Raw genomic sequence first — 18561 nt, 5'->3', positions numbered from 1 at the left:
AAGGTTCGGGCCGCGTTCGGACGATCTTTTGACTGTGGGACGCAGAGCGTCCCCGGCTGCATTCCCACGCAGAGCGTGGGAACGATCAGATCGCAGCCTGCGGCAGCTCCTACAGGGGTTGGCTTGTGGTTTGAGGCAAGTGGCCATTAAGCTTCAGTTCAGACGGGCGTGATATTTCATCCGCCTGTTTTGATCCCGAGCTCATCCGAATGCGTCGACTTGCCCGTCCCAAACCTCTGATTATCATCCTGTCGGTAATTGCCCTGATCGCGTTGATCGCGATCGGCCAATACATGCGCCTGTTCGAGCGCGCCTGGTTTAACTTGCACACCCTGTGGCAACCGCAGAGTAGCGAGTCGATCGGGCTGGATCAGTATCGCGTGGAGATTGAAGCGCGGGTGATTGACGGGCTCGACGACGATGTTTCGGCGCTGACCTTCGATCCGGTGCGCAAGAGCCTGTTCACCGTGACCAACAAGAATTCCGAGCTGGTTGAACTGTCGCTCGAAGGCAAGATCCTGCGGCGCATTGCCCTGATTGGTTTTGGCGATCCCGAAGCGGTCGAGTACATCAGCGCCGACACCTACGTGATCACTGATGAGCGTCAGCAGCGGCTGATCAAGATTCACTTGGAGGCAGACACCACTTTCCTTGACGCGGCGGACGCCGAGCAGATGACCCTCGGCGTGCATATGGCCAGCAACAAAGGTTTTGAAGGCCTGGCGTATGACTCGGTAGGCAAGCGCTTGTTTGTTGCGAAGGAACGCAACCCGATGCTGATCTATGAAGTGCACGGCTTTCCGCACTTTAATCCGGAGAAGTCCTATGCAGTGCACGTGATCAATGATCCCAAGCGTGATGCCGGGATGTTCGTGCGCGATCTGTCGAGTTTGCAGTACGACGAGCGCAGCGGGCATTTGCTGGCGCTGTCGGATGAGTCGAGATTGATTCTGGAACTGGATGTCGACGGGCGCCCGTTGAGCACAATGTCCATCAGCGGTGGCCGACAAGGTTTGATAAAAACCGTACCACAGGCGGAAGGCATTGCGATGGATGATGACGGGACGTTGTATCTGGTCAGTGAACCGAATCTGTTCTACGTCTTCAAAAAACCAGCCCCGAACTAACCAACACCACAAAACCATTGTAGGAGTGAGCCTGCTCGCGATAGCGGTGTGTCAGTTGATATTAATGTCGACTGACACACCGCTATCGCGAGCAGGCTCACTCCTACAGGTTTATTCGTCTGCCCACAAATAAGTGGGTGACTGGGCTTACTCAGCCTTGAGGGTTTTCACGCCTTCGCTAGTACCCAGCAATAGCAAGTCCGCCGGACGCGCTGCGAACAAGCCATTGGTGACCACGCCGACAATCGCATTGATCTGCGCTTCCAGTTCCACCGGGTTGGTGATCTGCAGGTTGAACACATCCAGAATGATGTTGCCGTTGTCGGTCAGCACGCCTTCGCGGTACACCGGGTCGCCGCCCAGTTTCACCAGTTGCCGGGCGACATGGCTGCGCGCCATCGGGATCACTTCGACCGGCAGCGGGAACTCGCCCAGCACCGGCACCAGTTTGCTGGCGTCGGCGATGCAGATGAAGGTCTTGGCCACGGCCGCGACGATCTTCTCGCGGGTCAGTGCGGCGCCGCCGCCCTTGATCAGGTTCAGGTGCGCGTCGCTTTCGTCGGCGCCGTCGACGTAGAACTCCAGGTCGCTGACGGTGTTGAGCTCATACACCGGAATCCCGTGGTCCTTCAGGCGCGCGGCGGTCGCTTCGGAACTGGCTACCGCGCCATCGAACGCGCCCTTGTGCTGGGCCAGGGCGTCGATGAAGCAGTTGGCGGTGGAGCCGGTGCCGACCCCGACGATGCTCTTGTCGTCGAGTTTCGGAAGGATGAAGTCGACGGCGGCCTGAGCCACTGCCTGTTTGAGTTGATCCTGGGTCATGCGGGCTCCGGAAGCGGGCAAGGTGAGAACGGAAAGGCCGGCATTATAGCCGCAAGCGCGGCTAAAACCTCTGGATTCGTGTGGTCGTGCGGGCAAAAGCCGGGTTAGACTCCTCGGTCCCGCTCAACCGCTCAGTGATGCTTTCCGATGCTCGAACAGTACGTCAAAAAGATCCTCACCTCGCGCGTTTATGACGTTGCCGTAGAAACCCCGCTGCAGAACGCCCGCCAGCTCTCCGAGCGGCTGGGCAACGACATTTGGCTCAAGCGTGAAGACTTGCAGCCAGTGTTCTCGTTCAAGATTCGCGGCGCCTACAACAAGCTGACGCAACTGAGCGACGAAGAGCGCGCCCGTGGCGTGGTCACCGCCTCGGCGGGCAACCATGCGCAAGGTCTGGCCCTGGCGGCGAAAGTGCTGGGCGTCAAAGCCACCATCGTCATGCCCAAGACCACTCCGGAAATCAAAGTCGAAGGCGTGCGTTCGCGCGGCGGCAAAGTGGTGCTGCACGGTGATTCGTTCCCGGAAGCCCTGGCCTACTCGCTGAAACTGGTCGATGAAAAAGGCTACGTCTACATCCACCCGTACGACGATCCGCACACAATTGCCGGGCAGGGCACCGTGGCGATGGAAATTCTGCGCCAGCACCCGCAGCCACTGGACGCGATTTTCGTCCCTGTGGGTGGTGGCGGTCTGATCGCCGGTATCGCCGCGTACGTGAAATACCTGCGTCCGGACATCAAAGTCATCGGCGTCGAGCCGGACGATTCCAACTGTCTGCAAGCGGCGATGGCCGCCGGCGAACGCGTGGTGCTGCCGACCGTGGGCATCTTCGCCGACGGCGTGGCGGTGGCACAGATCGGTCAGCACACCTTCGACATCTGCAAAGATTACGTCGATGAAGTGATCACTGTCAGTACCGACGAGATCTGCGCCGCTATCAAGGATATCTACGACGATACCCGCTCGATCACCGAGCCTGCGGGCGCGTTGGGCGTGGCCGGGATCAAGAAGTACGTCGAGCAACGCGGCGTGAGCGGCCAGACTTTCGTCGCCATCGACTCCGGCGCCAACGTCAACTTCGACCGCCTGCGCCACGTCGCCGAGCGCGCCGAGTTGGGCGAAGGCCGCGAAGCGATCATCGCCGTGACCATCCCGGAGAAGGCCGGCAGCTTCAAGGTGTTCTGCGAGGCCGTCGGCAAGCGCCAGATCACCGAATTCAACTATCGCTACAACACCGGCAGCGAAGCACACATTTTCGTTGGCGTGCAGACGCACCCGGACAACGACCCGCGTAGCGCGCTGCTGGCGAGCCTGACCGAGCAGGGTTTCCCGGTCGTCGACCTCACTGACAACGAACTGGCCAAGCTGCACATCCGCCACATGGTTGGCGGGCACGCGGCGCACGTGATTGATGAAGTGGTGTTCCGCTTCGAATTTCCAGAGCGTCCGGGTGCGCTGTTCAACTTCCTTAATAAGCTCGGTGGGCGCTGGAATATCTCCATGTTCCATTACCGCAACCACGGCGCCGCCGATGGCCGCGTGGTCGCCGGCCTGCAAGTGCCGCACGACGAGCGCCATCTGGTGCCGGCGGCGCTTGAGGAAATCGGCTACCCGTACTGGGACGAAAGCGAGAACCCGGCCTATCAGCTGTTTCTTGGCTGAGCGGCTACGCTGATGGGCATGGCCCAAGGAAGAGAAATTCATGGAAACCCTGACCACCCTGAAAGTACTTCACGTCGCGGCGACCGTGGTGATCCTCGTCAGCGGGTTGGGGCTTGCCGCTCTGACCTGGCGTAATCGCAGCGAAGGGTCAGCGAGCACGATGCAGCGCCCTTGGCTGTTTATCTGGTGTTTGATGCTGATCGGTATGCTGAGCATGCCTTTCACCGGCTGGTGGTTGGTACACCTGATCGGCTGGCCACTGGGGCAGTTCTGGATTCTGGGTTCCAGCGTGATCTATGCCGTGGCCACGTTGAGTGCCGTGTGGCTGTTGGTGCGGCTTAATCGGCTGTGGACTAGCGGGGTAGGTAACTGGAAATTCAATCTGGCCCTGGCGATTGTCAGCGGCGTTGGGTTTCTCGCCATTGCGGGATTGATGGGGGCCAAGCCTGTTTAAGGCTTGAGACCGAGTCGACCCCATTCGCGAGCAAGCTCGCTCCCACATTGGATCTGTGTCATTCACAAATACCTTGTGGGAGCGAGCTTGCTCGCGAAGGCGTAATCAGCCGCGCAACGAAATCACCGGCCAGCCACGCTTCTCGGCTTCAGCGCGCAGATTCGGATCCGGATCGACCGCGACGGGATTCGCCACCTGCTCCAGCAACGGCAAATCATTCATCGAGTCGCTATAGAAATAGCTGTCGTCCAGCGAATACCCGGTCTCTTCCAGCCAACGATTCAGGCGCGTCACCTTGCCTTCGCGAAAGCACGGAATATCAGTGCTGCGCCCGCTGTAACGCCCATCAACCATTTCACATTCAGTGGCAATCAGGGTTTCAACACCCAGACGCACAGCAATCGGTGCGGTCACGAAGCGGTTGGTCGCGGTGATGATCACCAGTTTGTCGCCGGCGTCGCGGTGCTTTTTCAGCAGCTCCAGCGCCTTGGGCAGCACAATCGGTTCGATACAGTCGCGCATGTAATCGTTGTGCCATTGATCGAGCACGGACATGTCGGTGCGGCCGAGGATCTCCAGGCAGAAGTTCAGGTACGCGGCATTATCCAGTTTGCCGGCCAGGTAATCCTGATAAAACTCGTCGTTGCGTGCTTTGTACGCAATCGGGTCGAGGAAGCCGCGTTCACACAGATAGTCGCCCCAGGCGTGATCGCTGTCGCCGCCCAGAAGGGTGTTGTCCAAATCGAAGAGTGCCAGGCGCATTGCAGTTACCCGCTGATAAGTCTGTAAAAAGGCGACAAGAATACGGTCTTTTCACAAGAGTGCACATAAGGTAGGAAGCTTCGTTGCCGCCTTATCAACCTTTGTGGAACAATGCGGCGACATGCGTTTGCGAGGTTGTGCCCGTGATCGACCCCGATGGTTTCCGCCCCAATGTCGGGATCATTCTGACGAATGACGCCGGCCAGGTGCTATGGGCTCGCCGTATCAATCAAGATGCCTGGCAGTTTCCGCAAGGGGGAATCAACCCTGAAGAGACGCCGGAAGACGCCTTGTACCGCGAGCTGAACGAAGAAGTTGGCCTGGAACGTGAAGATGTTGAAATACTGGCCTGTACTCGGGGCTGGTTGCGCTATCGTTTGCCGCAACGTCTGGTGCGTACGCACAGCCAACCGCTGTGCATCGGCCAGAAACAGAAATGGTTTCTCCTGCGCCTGATCTCCAACGAGCAGCGGGTGCGGATGGATTTGACCGGTAAACCGGAGTTCGATGGCTGGCGCTGGGTCAGCTATTGGTATCCGTTGGGCCAGGTGGTGACATTCAAGCGCGAGGTGTATCGCCGCGCCCTCAAAGAGCTTGCCCCGCGCCTTTTAGCGCGCGACTGACGACGGAGTTCGACCCCGAGCCATGCTCAATACGCTGCGCAAGATCGTCCAGGAAGTTAACTCCGCCAAGGATCTCAAGGCGGCGTTGGGGATTATTGTGTTGCGCGTCAAAGAGGCCATGGGCAGCCAGGTCTGCTCGGTCTACCTGCTTGATCCCGAGACCAACCGTTTCGTCCTGATGGCCACCGAGGGCTTGAACAAGCGCTCGATCGGCAAGGTCAGCATGGCACCCAACGAAGGTCTGGTCGGTCTGGTCGGCACGCGTGAAGAACCCCTGAACCTCGAAAACGCTGCGGATCACCCGCGCTACCGCTACTTCGCCGAAACCGGTGAAGAGCGCTACGCCTCGTTCCTCGGCGCACCGATCATTCACCACCGCCGCGTCGTCGGCGTGTTGGTCATCCAGCAAAAAGAACGCCGCCAGTTTGATGAAGGTGAAGAAGCCTTCCTCGTGACCATGAGCGCGCAGCTCGCCGGGGTTATCGCCCATGCCGAGGCCACCGGTTCGATCCGTGGTCTGGGCCGTCAGGGCAAGGGCATTCAGGAAGCCAAGTTCGTCGGCGTACCGGGTTCGCCGGGTGCGGCGGTTGGTACTGCGGTGGTCATGCTGCCGCCGGCCGATCTCGACGTGGTGCCGGACAAGACCATCACCGACATCAACGCCGAGCTGGCGCTGTTCAAGACCGCCATCGAAGGCGTGCGCGCCGACATGCGCGCGTTGTCCGCCAAGCTTGCGACGCAGCTGCGCCCGGAAGAGCGTGCGTTGTTCGACGTCTACCTGATGATGCTCGACGATGCCTCGCTGGGCAGTGAAATCACCACCGTGATCAAGACCGGCCAGTGGGCCCAGGGCGCGCTGCGTCAGGTGGTCACGGAACACGTCAATCGTTTCGAACTGATGGACGACGCCTACCTGCGTGAGCGTGCCTCGGACGTCAAAGACCTCGGTCGCCGCCTGCTCGCCTATTTGCAGGAAGAGCGCCAGCAGAACCTGGTCTACCCGGAAAAAACCATTCTGGTCAGCGAAGAGCTGACGCCGGCGATGCTCGGCGAGGTGCCGGAAGGCACGCTGGTCGGTCTGGTTTCGGTACTCGGTTCGGGTAACTCGCACGTGGCGATCCTCGCCCGAGCGATGGGCATTCCGACGGTGATGGGTCTGGTCGACCTGCCGTACGCCAAGGTCGACGGCATCGAGATGATCGTCGACGGCACGCGTGGCGAGGTCTACACCAACCCGAGCGAAGTGCTGCGCAAGCAGTTCGCCGAAATCGTCGAAGAAGAGAAACAACTGGCGCTGGGCCTCGACACCCTGCGCGACCTGCCGTGCGTGACCCTCGATGGTCACCGCATGCCACTGTGGGTCAACACCGGTTTGCTCGCCGACGTGGCGCGGGCGCAGAAGCGTGGCGCCGAAGGTGTCGGCCTGTATCGCACCGAAGTGCCGTTCATGATCAACCAGCGCTTCCCGAGCGAGAAGGAACAACTGGCGATCTACCGCGAGCAGCTCGCCGCGTTCCACCCGCAACCGGTGACCATGCGCAGCCTCGACATCGGCGGTGACAAGTCGCTGTCGTACTTCCCGATCAAGGAAGACAACCCGTTCCTCGGCTGGCGCGGCATTCGCGTCACCCTCGACCACCCGGAAATCTTCCTGGTGCAGACCCGCGCGATGCTCAAGGCCAGCGAAGGCCTGAACAACCTGCGGATTCTGCTGCCGATGATCTCCGGCACTCACGAACTCGAAGAAGCTTTGCACCTGATCCACCGCGCCTGGGGCGAAGTGCGCGACGAAGGCACCGACGTGCCGATGCCGCCGATTGGCGTGATGATCGAGATTCCGGCGGCGGTGTATCAGACCAAGGAACTGGCGCGGATGGTCGACTTCCTGTCGGTCGGCTCCAACGACTTGACCCAGTATTTGCTGGCGGTCGATCGCAACAACCCGCGTGTGGCCGATCTTTACGACTACTTGCACCCGGCGGTGCTGCAAGCCCTGCAAACCGTGGTGCGTGATGCCCATGCCGAAGGCAAACCGGTGAGTATCTGCGGCGAAATGGCCGGCGATCCGGCGGCGGCGGTGCTGTTGATGGCGATGGGTTTCGACAGTTTGTCGATGAACGCCACCAACTTGCCGAAGGTGAAGTGGATGTTGCGTCAGGTCAATCTGAGCAAGGCCAAGGAGTTGTTGGCGGAGCTGATGACCATTGATAACCCGCAAGTGATCCACAGTTCGCTGCAATTGGCGCTGAAGAACCTTGGGTTGTCGAAGATGCATCCGCCGGCGGTGGTCAAAGCGCTCTGAAGATCAAAAGCCCCTCACCCTAGCCCTCTCCCGGAGGGAGAGGGGACTGATTGGGGGATGCTGCAGGCTTACGCCGACCTGAAAGTGCTGTGCCGAATCCATAATCGATTCACACCGACTTGAAGGTGCTTTGCTGAATCCATAATCGACTCACACCGACCCGAAAGTGGCTTGCCGAGTCCATAATCGACCCGCACCGACCTGATAGTGCTTTGTTGAATCCATAATTGAATCACAGCGACTGACGGTGCTGTTGAATCCATAATCAACTCGGTCTTTCAGGTCGATGTATGGCTCAAGACACCTCGGTCGGCCCCCTCTCCCTTTGGGAGAGGGCTGGGGTGAGGGTCTGCTGTTAAGCTGTTATCTCCACTTCACCCAAATGCCCGCCATACGGCCCGAAACTCCGCTCAACCATCCGCCGCGACCCATCCGCCTGAACGATCAACGCCGTACTCGCCCGCGTCCCGTAACTCTGGCTGGCAATAAACACGCTCGACAGCAATGTTTCAGTGGCCAGACCCACCCCGGTATCCGGCAATTCCGCTTCTGGCGCGGTCTGGGCATCGCTTAGCAAATCGAGCAAGTGCTGCGGTTGCGGATCATCCAGCACCGCACTCAACCCAGCCTTGGCCTTGAGCAACTTCGGCCACGGCGTATCCAGCCCGGCATTGGATAATCCGTAGATGCCCGATTCCAGCATCACCGGTTCCGACATCCGCGCATTGAAGTGCCAAAGCTCATGACTATTGCCGAGCAGCAGATTGAACCCGGCATATTCCGCCGAACGCCCGACCACATCGCTCAAATAATCATCAATCGACGCATCACCGGTCAGAAACCGCGCCACCAACTCCCCCCGTGACTTGCGTGCCGGCTGCTGCTGCGGATCACGGATATTGGTCAGCGCAGCAAAACGCCCATGGGCGCCAATCCCCAGCCAGGTCCCACCGGCCTCAAGATCACGCCCGGCATGCACATGCGGCGCCTCCGGCCACTGCGCCAGTGGCAGGCTCGGCCGGGCGTAGAACTCGTCACGGTTGGCCGCGACGATCAGCGGCAGGGCATGACCCGGGCGCCAGGCGAAAACAATCAGGCACATAAGGTGGTCCTTGTGTGTTTTTTGTCCACTGTACGCATCCGGCGTCCGTGCATCCATCGCCAGTGGAGCCAAAGGGGGTGCATCCGTTACCATGCCGCTCCGGTTTTGCGGATGCGGTCTGGGGGAGACGGTCATGGAATTTCTGCTCTATCTGGCGCTGGGCGCCTGTGCGGGCGTGCTGGCCGGGCTGTTTGGCGTCGGCGGCGGGATCATTATCGTCCCGGTGCTGGTGTTCAGTTTCACCTTGCAGGGCTTTGATCAGTCGATCCTCACCCATCTGGCGGTCGGCACTTCGCTGGCGACGATCATCTTCACCTCGGTCAACGCCGTGCGTGAGCATCATCGACGAGGCGCGGTGCGTTGGCCGATTTTCATGTGGATGGCTGTCGGCATCCTGCTGGGTGCCGGTTTCGGTGCACTGACTGCGGAGGCGATTTCCGGGCCGCACCTGCAAAAGATCATCGGCGTGTTTGCCTTGATCATCTCGGTGCAACTGGCGCTGGACATCAAACCCAAGGCCAGCCGAACGGTGCCGGGTAAACTCGGTCTGACCGTGGCCGGCAGTGTGATTGGCTGGGCCTCGGCGATATTTGGCGTCGGCGGCGGTTCGTTGACCGTGCCGTTCCTGACCTGGCGCAGCGTGCCGATGCAGCAAGCAGTGGCAACGTCATCGGCTTGCGGTCTGCCAATCGCTTTGGTCAGTGCATTAAGTTTCATGATTCTGGGGTGGCACGATCCGTTGTTGCCGGCCCATAGTCTCGGTTTTGTTTATTTGCCGGCGTTGTTGGGCATCGCCCTGACCAGCATGGTCTTCGCCCGCATCGGCGCGCGTTTGGCGCATCGGTTATCGCCGCGCTTGCTGAAACGGCTGTTCGCCGCTTTGCTGTTCAGCGTAGGTGTGAGCTTCCTGATTTAACCGTCGCAATCCTGGCTTAATCCTGAGGTGGCAGCGTCGCCCGGGAATTCTGGTTTCAACTCTAACGAGGAGTCGCAATGCTGCCTTACCCGCAGATCGACCCGGTGGCCCTGGCCATCGGTCCGCTGAAAATCCACTGGTACGGTCTGATGTACCTGATCGGCATCGGCGGTGCGTGGCTGCTGGCGTCGCGCCGGCTCAACCGTTTCGACCCGACCTGGACCAAGGAGAAACTCTCCGACATGGTCTTCTGGATGTCGATGGGCGTGATCGTCGGCGGACGTCTGGGTTACGTGCTGTTCTACGATCTGAGCGCTTATCTGGCCAACCCGACGCTGATTTTCGAAGTGTGGAAGGGCGGCATGTCGTTCCACGGCGGTTTCATCGGCGTAATGCTGGCCGCGTTGTGGTTCGGCAAGCGCAACGGCAAGTCGTTTTTCCAGTTGATGGACTTCGTCGCGCCAATGGTGCCGATCGGTCTGGGCGCTGGGCGCATCGGTAACTTCATCAACGCCGAATTGTGGGGCAAAGCCACCGACGTGCCATGGGCCATGGTCTTCCCGCCATTCAGCGATCCGGCGCAACTGCCGCGTCACCCGTCGCAGCTGTATCAGTTCGCGCTCGAAGGCGTGGCACTGTTCCTGATCCTGTGGATTTTCTCGCGCAAGCCGCGCCCGACCATGGCCGTTTCCGGCATGTTCGCGCTGTTCTACGGCATCTTCCGTTTCATCGTCGAATTCGTTCGCGTGCCGGATGCGCAACTGGGCTATCTGGCCTGGAACTGGCTGACCATGGGCCAAGTGCTCTGCGTACCGATGATCGTTGGCGGGTTGTTCCTGATCTGGCTGGCCTATCGTCGCGCACCGGCAGCACCGCTCGCGCCGACGGCTTAAACTACGAACCCCGGCGCGCGACGCCGGGGCTCAAAGGACACAGGTAACTCATGAAGCAATATCTCGAACTGGTCTCGCACGTCATTCAGAACGGCACCAAGCAAGCCAACCGCACCGGCATCAACACCATCAGCTTCCCGGGTGCGATGCTGCGTTTCGATCTGCAGGAAGGTTTTCCGGCGATCACCACGCGCAAAATGGCCTTCAAATCGGCCATCGGCGAGATGTGCGGTTTTCTCCGTGGCGTGAACAACGCCGCTGAATTCCGTGCGCTGGGCTGCAAGGTCTGGGATCAGAACGCCAACGAAAACGCGCAGTGGCTGGCCAACCCGTTCCGTCAGGGCGACGACGACCTCGGCGAAATTTACGGCGTGCAATGGCGCAAATGGCCGGCGTACAAGCAGATCCCGCTGAGCAACACCGCTGCCATCGAACAGACTCTGAGCAACGGCTACAAGCAGATCGCTCAGGGCGAAGAAGACGGCCAGGCCTACGTGGTGTTGTACAAAGCCATCGATCAGGTTCGCCAGTGCGTCGACACGATCATCAAGGATCCGGGCAGCCGCCGTATTCTGTTCCACGGCTGGAACGTCGCTCAGCTAGATGAAATGGCCCTCCCGCCATGCCATCTGCTGTACCAGTTCCATCCGAATGTTGAGACCAAAGAGATTTCTCTGACCCTCTACATCCGCTCCAATGATCTGGGTCTGGGCACGCCGTTCAATCTCACCGAAGGCGCCGCGCTGCTGAGCCTGATCGGTCGCCTGACCGGTTACACGCCGCGCTGGTTCACCTATTTCATCGGTGATGCGCACGTCTACGAGAACCACTTGGACATGCTCAACGAACAGCTCAAGCGTGAGCCGTTTGCCATGCCGAAGCTGAAAATCTCCGATCGTGTGCCGGAGTTTGCCAAGACTGGCGTGTACCAGCCGGAATGGCTGGAACTGGTCGAGCCGAGCGATTTCTCGCTGGAAGGCTATGAGCACCACGCGCCAATGACCGCGCCGATGGCGGTCTAGTCAGCAGGATCGTTCCCACGCTCTGCGTGGGAATGAATCCCGTGACGCTCCGCGTCACTTAGGACGCGGAGCGTCCATGGCGGCATTCCCACGCGGAGCATGGGAACGAGCGCCAACGTCAGTGGCCGTGGCTGCGGCCTACATGGGAGTGTTCCACTTCCGTCGCAACAACCCCGCCACTCACTTCCAGCCGCTGCAAAATCCCGCATTGATCGGCCATCGGCCCTTCGCCACAGCGTTGGCGCAGGTCGAGCAACTGTGTCTGCAACGCCAGCAACCCATCAATCCGCGCCTTCACATGCTGGATGTGCTCGTCGATCAGCGTATTCACGCTTTCACACTGATCCTTCGGGCTATCACGCATGGCCAGCAGGCTGCGGATTTCTTCGAGGGTCATGTCGAGGGTGCGGCAGTTGCGGATGAAGGTCAGGCGTTCGGCGTGGGCCTGGGTGTAGACGCGGTAGTTGCCGTCGCTGCGTGCCGGCTCCGGCAGCAGGTTTTCGCGCTCGTAGTAGCGGATGGTTTCCACGGCGCAGTCGGTGAGTCTGGCCAGTTCTCCGATCTTCATGACGACAATCTCCAAAAGGGTGCTTGACCCTATAGTGCCTACAGGGTCTTTACTTGGCAACAGGCACCTTCATGGACGCGACCAATGAGCGATTCCCAGCACACCCACAAGCCCGGCGACGGCCACGATCACAGTCATAAATTGCAGCCTGTGCAAAAGCATTCACATGGTGGCGATTCCTGCTGCGGGTCGAAAGCCGCAGCACCGGCACCGGTTCATGCGCACGAAGATTCCTGCTGCTCGTCGACAGCCGCCGCGCCTGCGTTGGTGCAGTTGAGCGAAAAGACCAGCGCCGATGCGCGGCTGAGCAGTTTCCGTATCGAGGCGATGGACTGCCCGACCGAGCAGACGCTGATCCAGAACAAGCTCGGCAAACTCGCCGGCGTGCAGCAGCTGGAATTCAACCTGATCAACCGCGTACTCGGTGTGACCCACAATCTGCCGGGTACCGAGCCGATCACCGAGGCGATCAAATCCCTCGGCATGCACGCCGAACCGCTGGAGGCGGGCGTCGATTCGCCAGCCCCGGCGCCGGTGAAAAAACACTGGTGGCCGCTGGCGCTGTCCGGCGTCGGTGCACTCGCCGCCGAAGTCATCCACTTCACCAACGCCGCGCCCACCTGGGTGGTAGCGATCATCGCGCTGGTGTCGATCCTCAGCGGTGGCCTGAGCACTTATAAAAAGGGCTGGATCGCCCTGAAGAACCGCAACCTCAACATCAATGCGCTGATGAGCATAGCCGTGACCGGTGCCATCCTCATCGGCCAGTGGCCGGAAGCGGCGATGGTGATGTTCCTGTTCACCGTCGCCGAGCTGATCGAAGCGCGCTCGCTCGATCGTGCGCGCAATGCGATCAGCGGTTTGATGCAGATGACGCCGGAGCAAGCCACGGTGTTGCAGGCTGACGGCAGCTGGATTGAGCAGGACGTGAAAAGCGTCGAACTCGGCGCCCGTGTGCGAGTGAAACCCGGTGAGCGAATTGCTTTGGACGGTGAAGTGGTCAGCGGCAACTCGACCATCGACCAGGCACCGATCACCGGTGAAAGCCTGCCGGTCGAGAAAACCCTCGGTGACAAAGTCTTCGCCGGCACCATCAATCAGGCTGGTTCGCTGGAATACGCGGTCACCGCTGCGGCTAACAACTCGACGCTGGCGCGAATCATCCACGCCGTCGAACAGGCCCAAGGCGCGCGCGCGCCGACCCAGCGCTTCGTTGATCAATTCTCGAAAGTCTACACGCCTGTGGTGTTCGTCTTTGCTTTGGCAGTGGCGATCATTCCGCCGCTGTTCATGGGCGCCGTGTGGTTCGACTGGATCTACCGCGCGCTGGTGTTGCTGGTGGTTGCATGCCCATGTGCACTGGTGATTTCCACCCCGGTGACCATCGTCAGCGGCCTCGCGGCAGCGGCGCGCAAAGGCATTCTGGTCAAGGGCGGCGTGTACCTGGAGGGCGGTTTCAAGCTCGATTATCTGGCACTGGATAAAACCGGCACGATCACCCACGGCAAACCGGTGCAGACCGATTACCTGTCCCTCGACGCGACCGCCGATGCCACGGCACCGGCAATCGCCGCTGCCTTGGCCGGACGTTCCGATCACCCGGTGTCGCTGGCCATCGCCAACGCCGCTGTGGATAAAAACTTCGCCGCGCTGATTGTGGATAACTTCGAAGCGCTGGGTGGGCGTGGCGTCAAAGGCGAAATCAACGGCCAGACCTATCATTTGGGCAACCATCGTCTGGTCGAAGAACTCAGCCTGTGCTCGCCAGCGCTGGAAGAAAAACTCTTCGCGCTGGAGAAACAGGGCAAATCCGTGGTGCTGCTGCTCGACAGTTCCGGCCCGCTGGCGCTGTTCGCCGTGGCCGATACCGTCAAGGAAACCAGCCGCGAAGCGATCCGTCAGTTGCATGAACTCGGGGTGAAAACCCTGATGCTCACTGGCGATAACGTCCACACCGCGCAGGCGATTGCCGCGCAGGTCGGCATCGACGAGGCCCGTGGTGATTTGCTGCCAACCGACAAACTGCAAGCCATTGAAGATCTGTACAAGCAGGGCCATCGTGTGGGTATGGTCGGCGACGGCATCAACGATGCGCCGGCACTGGCCCGCGCCGAGATCGGTTTCGCCATGGCCGCTGCCGGTACCGACACTGCAATCGAAACCGCCGATGTCGCCCTGATGGACGACGATCTGCGCAAGATCCCGGCGTTCATCAGCCTGTCGCGCAACACCGCCAGCATCCTGAAACAGAACATCGCGCTGGCCCTGGTGATCAAAGCGATCTTTCTTGCGGTAACCTTCGCCGGGCTCGCCACCATGTGGATGGCGGTGTTCGCCGACATGGGCGTGAGCCTGTTGGTGGTGTTCAACGGGTTGCGCCTGCTGCGCAAATAGATGAGGAAAGGCTGTGCTGAGTGCCGAGCTGAAAGCGTTTTACATGGTCGCCCGCTTGGGCAGCATCACGCTGGCGGCGAAAAAGCTCGGCCTCAGTCAACCGACCGTGACCACGCAGATCCGCAATCTGGAAAGTCAGTATTCGGTGGAGTTGTTTTACCGTGGTGGACGGCGCCTTAGCGTCAGTGACGAAGGCGCGCGGCTGCTGCCGATGGTCAAGACGCTGTTGCAGCAGGAAGCCGACATCGAGTTCTTCCTGCGCAACAGCGGTCAGGTGCAGGGCACATTGCGCATCGCCGCGACAGCGCCGTATTACATTCTCGATCTGGTGAAGACCTTTCGCGAACGCTTGCCGCAAGTGGAAGTGTCGGTGGAAATCGGCAACTCGCAGCAGGTGCTCGAAGCGCTGGAGGATTACCGGGTGGACATCGCCGCGTCGTCGCAATTGCTCGATGACGCGCGGTTGATTCGTCGGGTGCTCGGGACTGATCCGCTGGTGCTGGCGGTGCATCGCAATCATCCGCTGGCTGTGCAGGAGCATGTGGCGTTGAGTGCGCTGGCCGGGCATACGTTGTTGATGCGTGAGTCGGGTTCGACGACGCGGCGGCTGACGGAAGAGTTGCTGGCGAGTGCCGGCGTGAGTTTCGGGCCGTTGCTGGAGATCGGCAGCCGTGAGTCGATTCGTGAGGCGGTGTTGCGCAATATCGGCATCAGCATCATTGCCCGGCAGGAAGTGCCGCATGATCCGCAGTTGCGTGTGCTGACGATCGAGAATGCGCCGCAGATTCCGGAGTATCTGTATTGCCTGAAGGAGCGCAAGGGCGCGCGGTTGCCGGCGGCGTTCCTTGGCTTGGCCCAAGAGATGTCCCCGGCCTGAATCTTGTGCTGAATGTCTGGGCCTCTTCGCGAGCAAGCTCGCTCCCACATTGGAATGCGTTCCCACTGTGGGAGCGAGCTTGCTCGCGAAGGCGTCGGTTCAAACAACCCAAGACCTGGATCTTCTGAACCAAAATCCCCGAATACCACTATCGGCCGTTTTTGCCTCACTGCCACATGACGGACGCATTACAACTCTAGGATTGGCCCCATCTGCTTGATGAGGTCTGTCCATGAATCCTGCCATCGCAACTGCCCTGACCAACCCCGGTGCGCCGATGAAAGTGCGCGGCGTGCAGAAACGCTTCGGCGCGTTCACTGCGCTGGATAACGTCTCCCTCGACGTCGCCGCCGGTGAACTGGTGTGCCTGCTCGGCCCCTCGGGCTGCGGCAAGACCACGTTGCTGCGCTGCATCGCCGGTCTGGAGAAGCAGGACAGCGGTGAGCTGTACCTCGGCGAGCGCGACGTCTCGCACCTCGCCCCGCAGGCCCGCGACTACGGGATTCTGTTCCAGTCCTACGCGCTATTCCCCAATCTGACCGTCGAAGCGAACATTGCCTACGGCCTCGCCGGCAGCGGTCGCGACGAAGTGCGCCGTCGCGTCGGCCAGATGCTGGAACTGGTCGGCCTCATCGGCAGCGAGAAAAAATACCCCGGTCAATTGTCCGGCGGCCAGCAGCAGCGTGTCGCGCTAGCCCGCGCTTTGGCGCCGGCACCGTCGCTGTTGTTGCTTGATGAGCCGATGTCCGCCCTCGACGCCCGCGTCCGCGAGCATCTGTGCACCGAGTTGCGCCAACTGCAACGCAACCTCGGCATCACCACGCTGATGGTCACGCACAATCAGGACGAAGCCATGCTGATGGCCGACCGCATCGCCGTGATGAACAACGGCCGCGTCGAGCAGTACGCCACCCCGCAGGAAATCTACAACCGCCCGGCCACGCCGTTCGTGGCCGAGTTTGTCGGGCAGGGCAACTGGCTGCCGTTCCAACGCAGCAGTGACACTCACGCGCAGGTCGGCGGGATGAACCTGCGCCTCAGCGACGGCAGCGTTCAGCGTGCTTCGGGCCGTTTGTTCTGCCGCCCGGAAGCGATCAACGTTAATCCACCAGTGCACGAGGAAAACCTGTTCCCGGCCAAAGTCCGTGAAATCACCTTTCTCGGCAACCGCTGCCGCATGAGCTTCGAACTCGATCAACTACCGGGCCACGCGCTGCTCGCCGAACTCGCGCCGGAAGCCATGCCGCGCCTCGGCGCCCAGCAAATCATGGTCGCCTTGCCGCCGCGCAGCCTGCAGGTGTTTGCCTGATGAACAGCAACCTCGCGCTGCCGCTACCGCACAAGCAGGTGCGACAGTCCTCGAAAGCCGAGATCGGCGACCGCATTTTTGTCGTCGGCGGCAAAGTCCTCTTGCTGCTGTTGCTCGGCGTCGCGGTGTTGCTGCCGTTGCTGGCGATCTTCTGGCGTGGCTTTAGTAATGAGGCCGGGCAGGGCGGTGGCTGGATCGCGGCGAAGGAGATGGTCAGCAGCGAGAATTTCCACTGGCTGCTCGGCAACAGTCTGAAAGTTTCCCTCAGCGTTGCGGCCATCGTCGTACCGCTGGCCTACCTGTTTGCCTACGCGCTGCAACGCACGATGATTCCGGCGAAGGGCATCTGGCGCGGGATTTCGTTATTGCCGCTGATGGCGCCGTCGATGTTGCCGGGGATTGCACTGGTTTATCTATTCGGCAACCAGGGCATGTTGCGCGGGCTGCTCTCGGACAACATCTACGGGTTCTGGGGGATTGTGCTGGGCGAGGTGATTTACACCTTCCCCCATGCACTGATGATTCTGCTCTCGGCATTGTCGCTGGCCGATGCGCGGCTGTTCGATGCCGCGTCGAGCATGGGCGCCAGTCCGGCCAAAGCGTTTCGCAGCATCACTTGGCCGGCGACGCGTCAGGCTGTGTTCGCCGCGTTCTGTCTGGTGTTCACCCTGACCATCACCGATTTCGGTGTGCCGGTGGTGGTCGGTGGCGACTATCAGGTGCTGGCGCTGGAAGCCTACAAAGCTGTGGTCGGTCAGCAACAATTCGGTCGCGGCGCGTTGATTGGCATGGTGCTGTTGCTGCCGGCGCTGTTCAGCTTCGGCGTCGACGCCTGGTTGCGTCGCCGTCACGGTGACTCCATGAACGGTCGCGCTCAGGTGTTCAAACCGGCACCGTCGAAGCTGCGCGATGGCTGCTATCTGGCGATTGTTTTGCTGATCAGCGCGGCGTTGATTCTGGTGTTCGGCATGGCGGTGTTCTCCTCCTTGGTGAAGTTCTGGCCGTACAACCTGTCGCTGTCGCTCAACCATTACCAGTTCAACGAAACCGCTGGCGGTGGCTGGCTGGCCTACAGCAACAGTTTGAAAATGGCCTTGGGTACGGCGCTGATCGGCAGCGTGCTGATCTTCACCGGCGCTTATCTGATGGAGAAAACCCGCGATCAACGCGGCCTCAACCTGGCGTTGCGCATGCTCAGTTTTGTGCCGATGGCGGTGCCGGGGCTGGTGCTCGGTCTGGGCTATGTCTTCTTCTTCAACCTCACGGGTAACCCGCTGCACGTGCTGTACGGGACGATGACGCTGCTGATCGTCTGCACCATTGCGCACTACCTGACCACCGCACAAATGACCGCGACCACCGCGCTGCGCCAACTCGACGCCGAGTTCGAAGCCGCTGCGCTGTCGCTAAAGGCGCCGCTGTACCGCCACTACCTGCGCGTCACCGTACCGATCTGCCTGCCGGCGTTGCTCGACATCGTGCGCTACCTGTTCGTCTCGGCGATGACCACGGTGTCGGCGGCGATCTTCCTCTACAGCCCCGACACCATCCTCGCGGCAGTCGCGGTGCTGAACATGGATGACGCCGGCAACGTCGGCGGCGCGGCGGCGATGTCGACCCTGATTCTGTTCACCTCGGCGGGCGTGTCCTTGCTGCTGGCGTGGGCGTCGCGCGGCTTGCTGCGCCGTTCTCAAGCCTGGCGGCAAACCGCGCCCGGTCACTGATTCC

At 60.7% G+C, this 18561-nt stretch carries 16 protein-coding genes; 12 read left to right on the top strand and 4 right to left on the bottom strand.

Translation table 11 applies throughout. The features are described 5' to 3' along the window. Positions 1-209 precede the first annotated feature (209 nt). Positions 210-1127 (top strand): SdiA-regulated domain-containing protein, encoded by a 918-nt coding sequence (locus tag FGA82_RS05395; protein ID WP_141126291.1) that lies wholly within the window; start codon positions 210-212, stop codon positions 1125-1127. Between the two features lie 147 nt (positions 1128-1274). On the opposite strand, the gene rpiA is transcribed toward FGA82_RS05395, so the two are convergent. Beyond that, positions 1275-1949, bottom strand: coding sequence for a ribose-5-phosphate isomerase RpiA (gene rpiA / locus FGA82_RS05385; protein ID WP_122612338.1), 675 nt, complete (start codon positions 1947-1949; stop codon positions 1275-1277). 147 nt (positions 1950-2096) lie between these two features. Here rpiA and ilvA point away from each other — a divergent pair, with 147 nt between their 5' ends. Together ilvA and FGA82_RS05375 are read left to right on the top strand one after the other, a co-directional pair. Beyond that, positions 2097-3611 (top strand): threonine ammonia-lyase, biosynthetic, encoded by a 1515-nt coding sequence (gene ilvA / locus FGA82_RS05380; RefSeq protein WP_141126290.1) that lies wholly within the window; start codon positions 2097-2099, stop codon positions 3609-3611. Positions 3612-3651: 40 nt separating this feature from the next. Continuing rightward, positions 3652-4065 (top strand): DUF2269 family protein, encoded by a 414-nt coding sequence (locus FGA82_RS05375; RefSeq protein ID WP_141126289.1) that lies wholly within the window; start codon positions 3652-3654, stop codon positions 4063-4065. A 105-nt stretch (positions 4066-4170) separates the two neighbouring features. Here FGA82_RS05375 and FGA82_RS05370 read toward each other — a convergent pair whose 3' ends face one another. Beyond that, the gene (locus FGA82_RS05370) at positions 4171-4827 is read right to left on the bottom strand and encodes an HAD family hydrolase (RefSeq protein WP_141126288.1); all 657 of its coding nucleotides are present in this window, start codon (positions 4825-4827) and stop codon (positions 4171-4173) included. Between the two features lie 143 nt (positions 4828-4970). On the opposite strand from FGA82_RS05370, the gene FGA82_RS05365 reads away from it, so the two are divergent. Both FGA82_RS05365 and ptsP read left to right on the top strand, forming a co-directional pair. Beyond that, the gene (locus FGA82_RS05365) at positions 4971-5450 is read left to right on the top strand and encodes an RNA pyrophosphohydrolase (protein ID WP_003229203.1); all 480 of its coding nucleotides are present in this window, start codon (positions 4971-4973) and stop codon (positions 5448-5450) included. Positions 5451-5472: 22 nt separating this feature from the next. Further along, positions 5473-7752, top strand: coding sequence for a phosphoenolpyruvate--protein phosphotransferase (gene ptsP, locus FGA82_RS05360; protein WP_141126287.1), 2280 nt, complete (start codon positions 5473-5475; stop codon positions 7750-7752). Positions 7753-8107: 355 nt separating this feature from the next. Here the strand turns inward: ptsP and FGA82_RS05355 are convergent, their stop codons facing one another. Then, positions 8108-8854 carry an NRDE family protein gene (locus FGA82_RS05355; protein WP_141126286.1) on the bottom strand — a complete coding sequence of 249 codons (747 nt, stop codon included), beginning with the start codon at positions 8852-8854 and terminating at the stop codon, positions 8108-8110. Between the two features lie 133 nt (positions 8855-8987). On the opposite strand from FGA82_RS05355, the gene FGA82_RS05350 reads away from it, so the two are divergent. The 3 genes from FGA82_RS05350 (at position 8988) to FGA82_RS05340 (ending at position 11685) form a co-directional block, all read left to right on the top strand. After that, on the top strand, positions 8988-9770 hold the full coding sequence (locus FGA82_RS05350) for a sulfite exporter TauE/SafE family protein (RefSeq protein WP_141126285.1): 783 nt from the start codon (positions 8988-8990) through the stop codon (positions 9768-9770). A 77-nt stretch (positions 9771-9847) separates the two neighbouring features. Beyond that, entirely contained in the window at positions 9848-10663 is an 816-nt protein-coding gene (gene lgt / locus FGA82_RS05345; RefSeq protein ID WP_007913003.1) for a prolipoprotein diacylglyceryl transferase, read from the top strand. Positions 10664-10713: 50 nt separating this feature from the next. Continuing rightward, complete coding sequence (locus tag FGA82_RS05340) at positions 10714-11685, top strand: thymidylate synthase (RefSeq protein ID WP_008088441.1); 972 nt, start codon at positions 10714-10716, stop codon at positions 11683-11685. Positions 11686-11803: 118 nt separating this feature from the next. Here FGA82_RS05340 and cadR read toward each other — a convergent pair whose 3' ends face one another. Beyond that, positions 11804-12253 carry a Cd(II)/Pb(II)-responsive transcriptional regulator gene (gene cadR, locus FGA82_RS05335; protein ID WP_141126284.1) on the bottom strand — a complete coding sequence of 150 codons (450 nt, stop codon included), beginning with the start codon at positions 12251-12253 and terminating at the stop codon, positions 11804-11806. Positions 12254-12337: 84 nt separating this feature from the next. Between cadR and FGA82_RS05330 the strand changes: the two genes are divergently transcribed. From FGA82_RS05330 to FGA82_RS05315, 4 genes are all read left to right on the top strand, one after another. Then, on the top strand, positions 12338-14647 hold the full coding sequence (locus tag FGA82_RS05330) for a heavy metal translocating P-type ATPase (protein WP_141126283.1): 2310 nt from the start codon (positions 12338-12340) through the stop codon (positions 14645-14647). Between the two features lie 13 nt (positions 14648-14660). Continuing rightward, on the top strand, positions 14661-15524 hold the full coding sequence (locus tag FGA82_RS05325; RefSeq protein ID WP_053124875.1) for a LysR family transcriptional regulator: 864 nt from the start codon (positions 14661-14663) through the stop codon (positions 15522-15524). A 232-nt stretch (positions 15525-15756) separates the two neighbouring features. Then, the gene (locus FGA82_RS05320; protein WP_141126282.1) at positions 15757-16833 is read left to right on the top strand and encodes a putative 2-aminoethylphosphonate ABC transporter ATP-binding protein; all 1077 of its coding nucleotides are present in this window, start codon (positions 15757-15759) and stop codon (positions 16831-16833) included. Next, the gene (locus tag FGA82_RS05315) at positions 16833-18557 is read left to right on the top strand and encodes a putative 2-aminoethylphosphonate ABC transporter permease subunit (protein ID WP_141126281.1); all 1725 of its coding nucleotides are present in this window, start codon (positions 16833-16835) and stop codon (positions 18555-18557) included. Before FGA82_RS05320 ends, FGA82_RS05315 begins: the two co-directional genes overlap by 1 nt. Positions 18558-18561 lie beyond the last annotated feature (4 nt).

This window comes from Pseudomonas fluorescens (genome assembly GCF_005938625.1).
Taxonomy (GTDB): Bacteria; Pseudomonadota; Gammaproteobacteria; order Pseudomonadales; family Pseudomonadaceae; genus Aquipseudomonas; species Aquipseudomonas fluorescens_BD.
Note: the sequence above shows the minus strand (reverse complement) of the source record. Positions and strands in the feature narration are given on the sequence as shown.

Coding starts and splice junctions, on each gene's coding strand:
- FGA82_RS05395 (WP_141126291.1), top strand. CDS start 210: ATGCGTCGACTTGCCCGTCCCAAACCTCTGATTATCATCCTGTCGGTA.
- rpiA (WP_122612338.1), bottom strand. CDS start 1,949: ATGACCCAGGATCAACTCAAACAGGCAGTGGCTCAGGCCGCCGTCGAC.
- ilvA (WP_141126290.1), top strand. CDS start 2,097: ATGCTCGAACAGTACGTCAAAAAGATCCTCACCTCGCGCGTTTATGAC.
- FGA82_RS05375 (WP_141126289.1), top strand. CDS start 3,652: ATGGAAACCCTGACCACCCTGAAAGTACTTCACGTCGCGGCGACCGTG.
- FGA82_RS05370 (WP_141126288.1), bottom strand. CDS start 4,827: ATGCGCCTGGCACTCTTCGATTTGGACAACACCCTTCTGGGCGGCGAC.
- ptsP (WP_141126287.1), top strand. CDS start 5,473: ATGCTCAATACGCTGCGCAAGATCGTCCAGGAAGTTAACTCCGCCAAG.
- FGA82_RS05355 (WP_141126286.1), bottom strand. CDS start 8,854: ATGTGCCTGATTGTTTTCGCCTGGCGCCCGGGTCATGCCCTGCCGCTG.
- FGA82_RS05350 (WP_141126285.1), top strand. CDS start 8,988: ATGGAATTTCTGCTCTATCTGGCGCTGGGCGCCTGTGCGGGCGTGCTG.
- lgt (WP_007913003.1), top strand. CDS start 9,848: ATGCTGCCTTACCCGCAGATCGACCCGGTGGCCCTGGCCATCGGTCCG.
- FGA82_RS05340 (WP_008088441.1), top strand. CDS start 10,714: ATGAAGCAATATCTCGAACTGGTCTCGCACGTCATTCAGAACGGCACC.
- cadR (WP_141126284.1), bottom strand. CDS start 12,253: ATGAAGATCGGAGAACTGGCCAGACTCACCGACTGCGCCGTGGAAACC.
- FGA82_RS05330 (WP_141126283.1), top strand. CDS start 12,338: ATGAGCGATTCCCAGCACACCCACAAGCCCGGCGACGGCCACGATCAC.
- FGA82_RS05320 (WP_141126282.1), top strand. CDS start 15,757: ATGAATCCTGCCATCGCAACTGCCCTGACCAACCCCGGTGCGCCGATG.
- FGA82_RS05315 (WP_141126281.1), top strand. CDS start 16,833: ATGAACAGCAACCTCGCGCTGCCGCTACCGCACAAGCAGGTGCGACAG.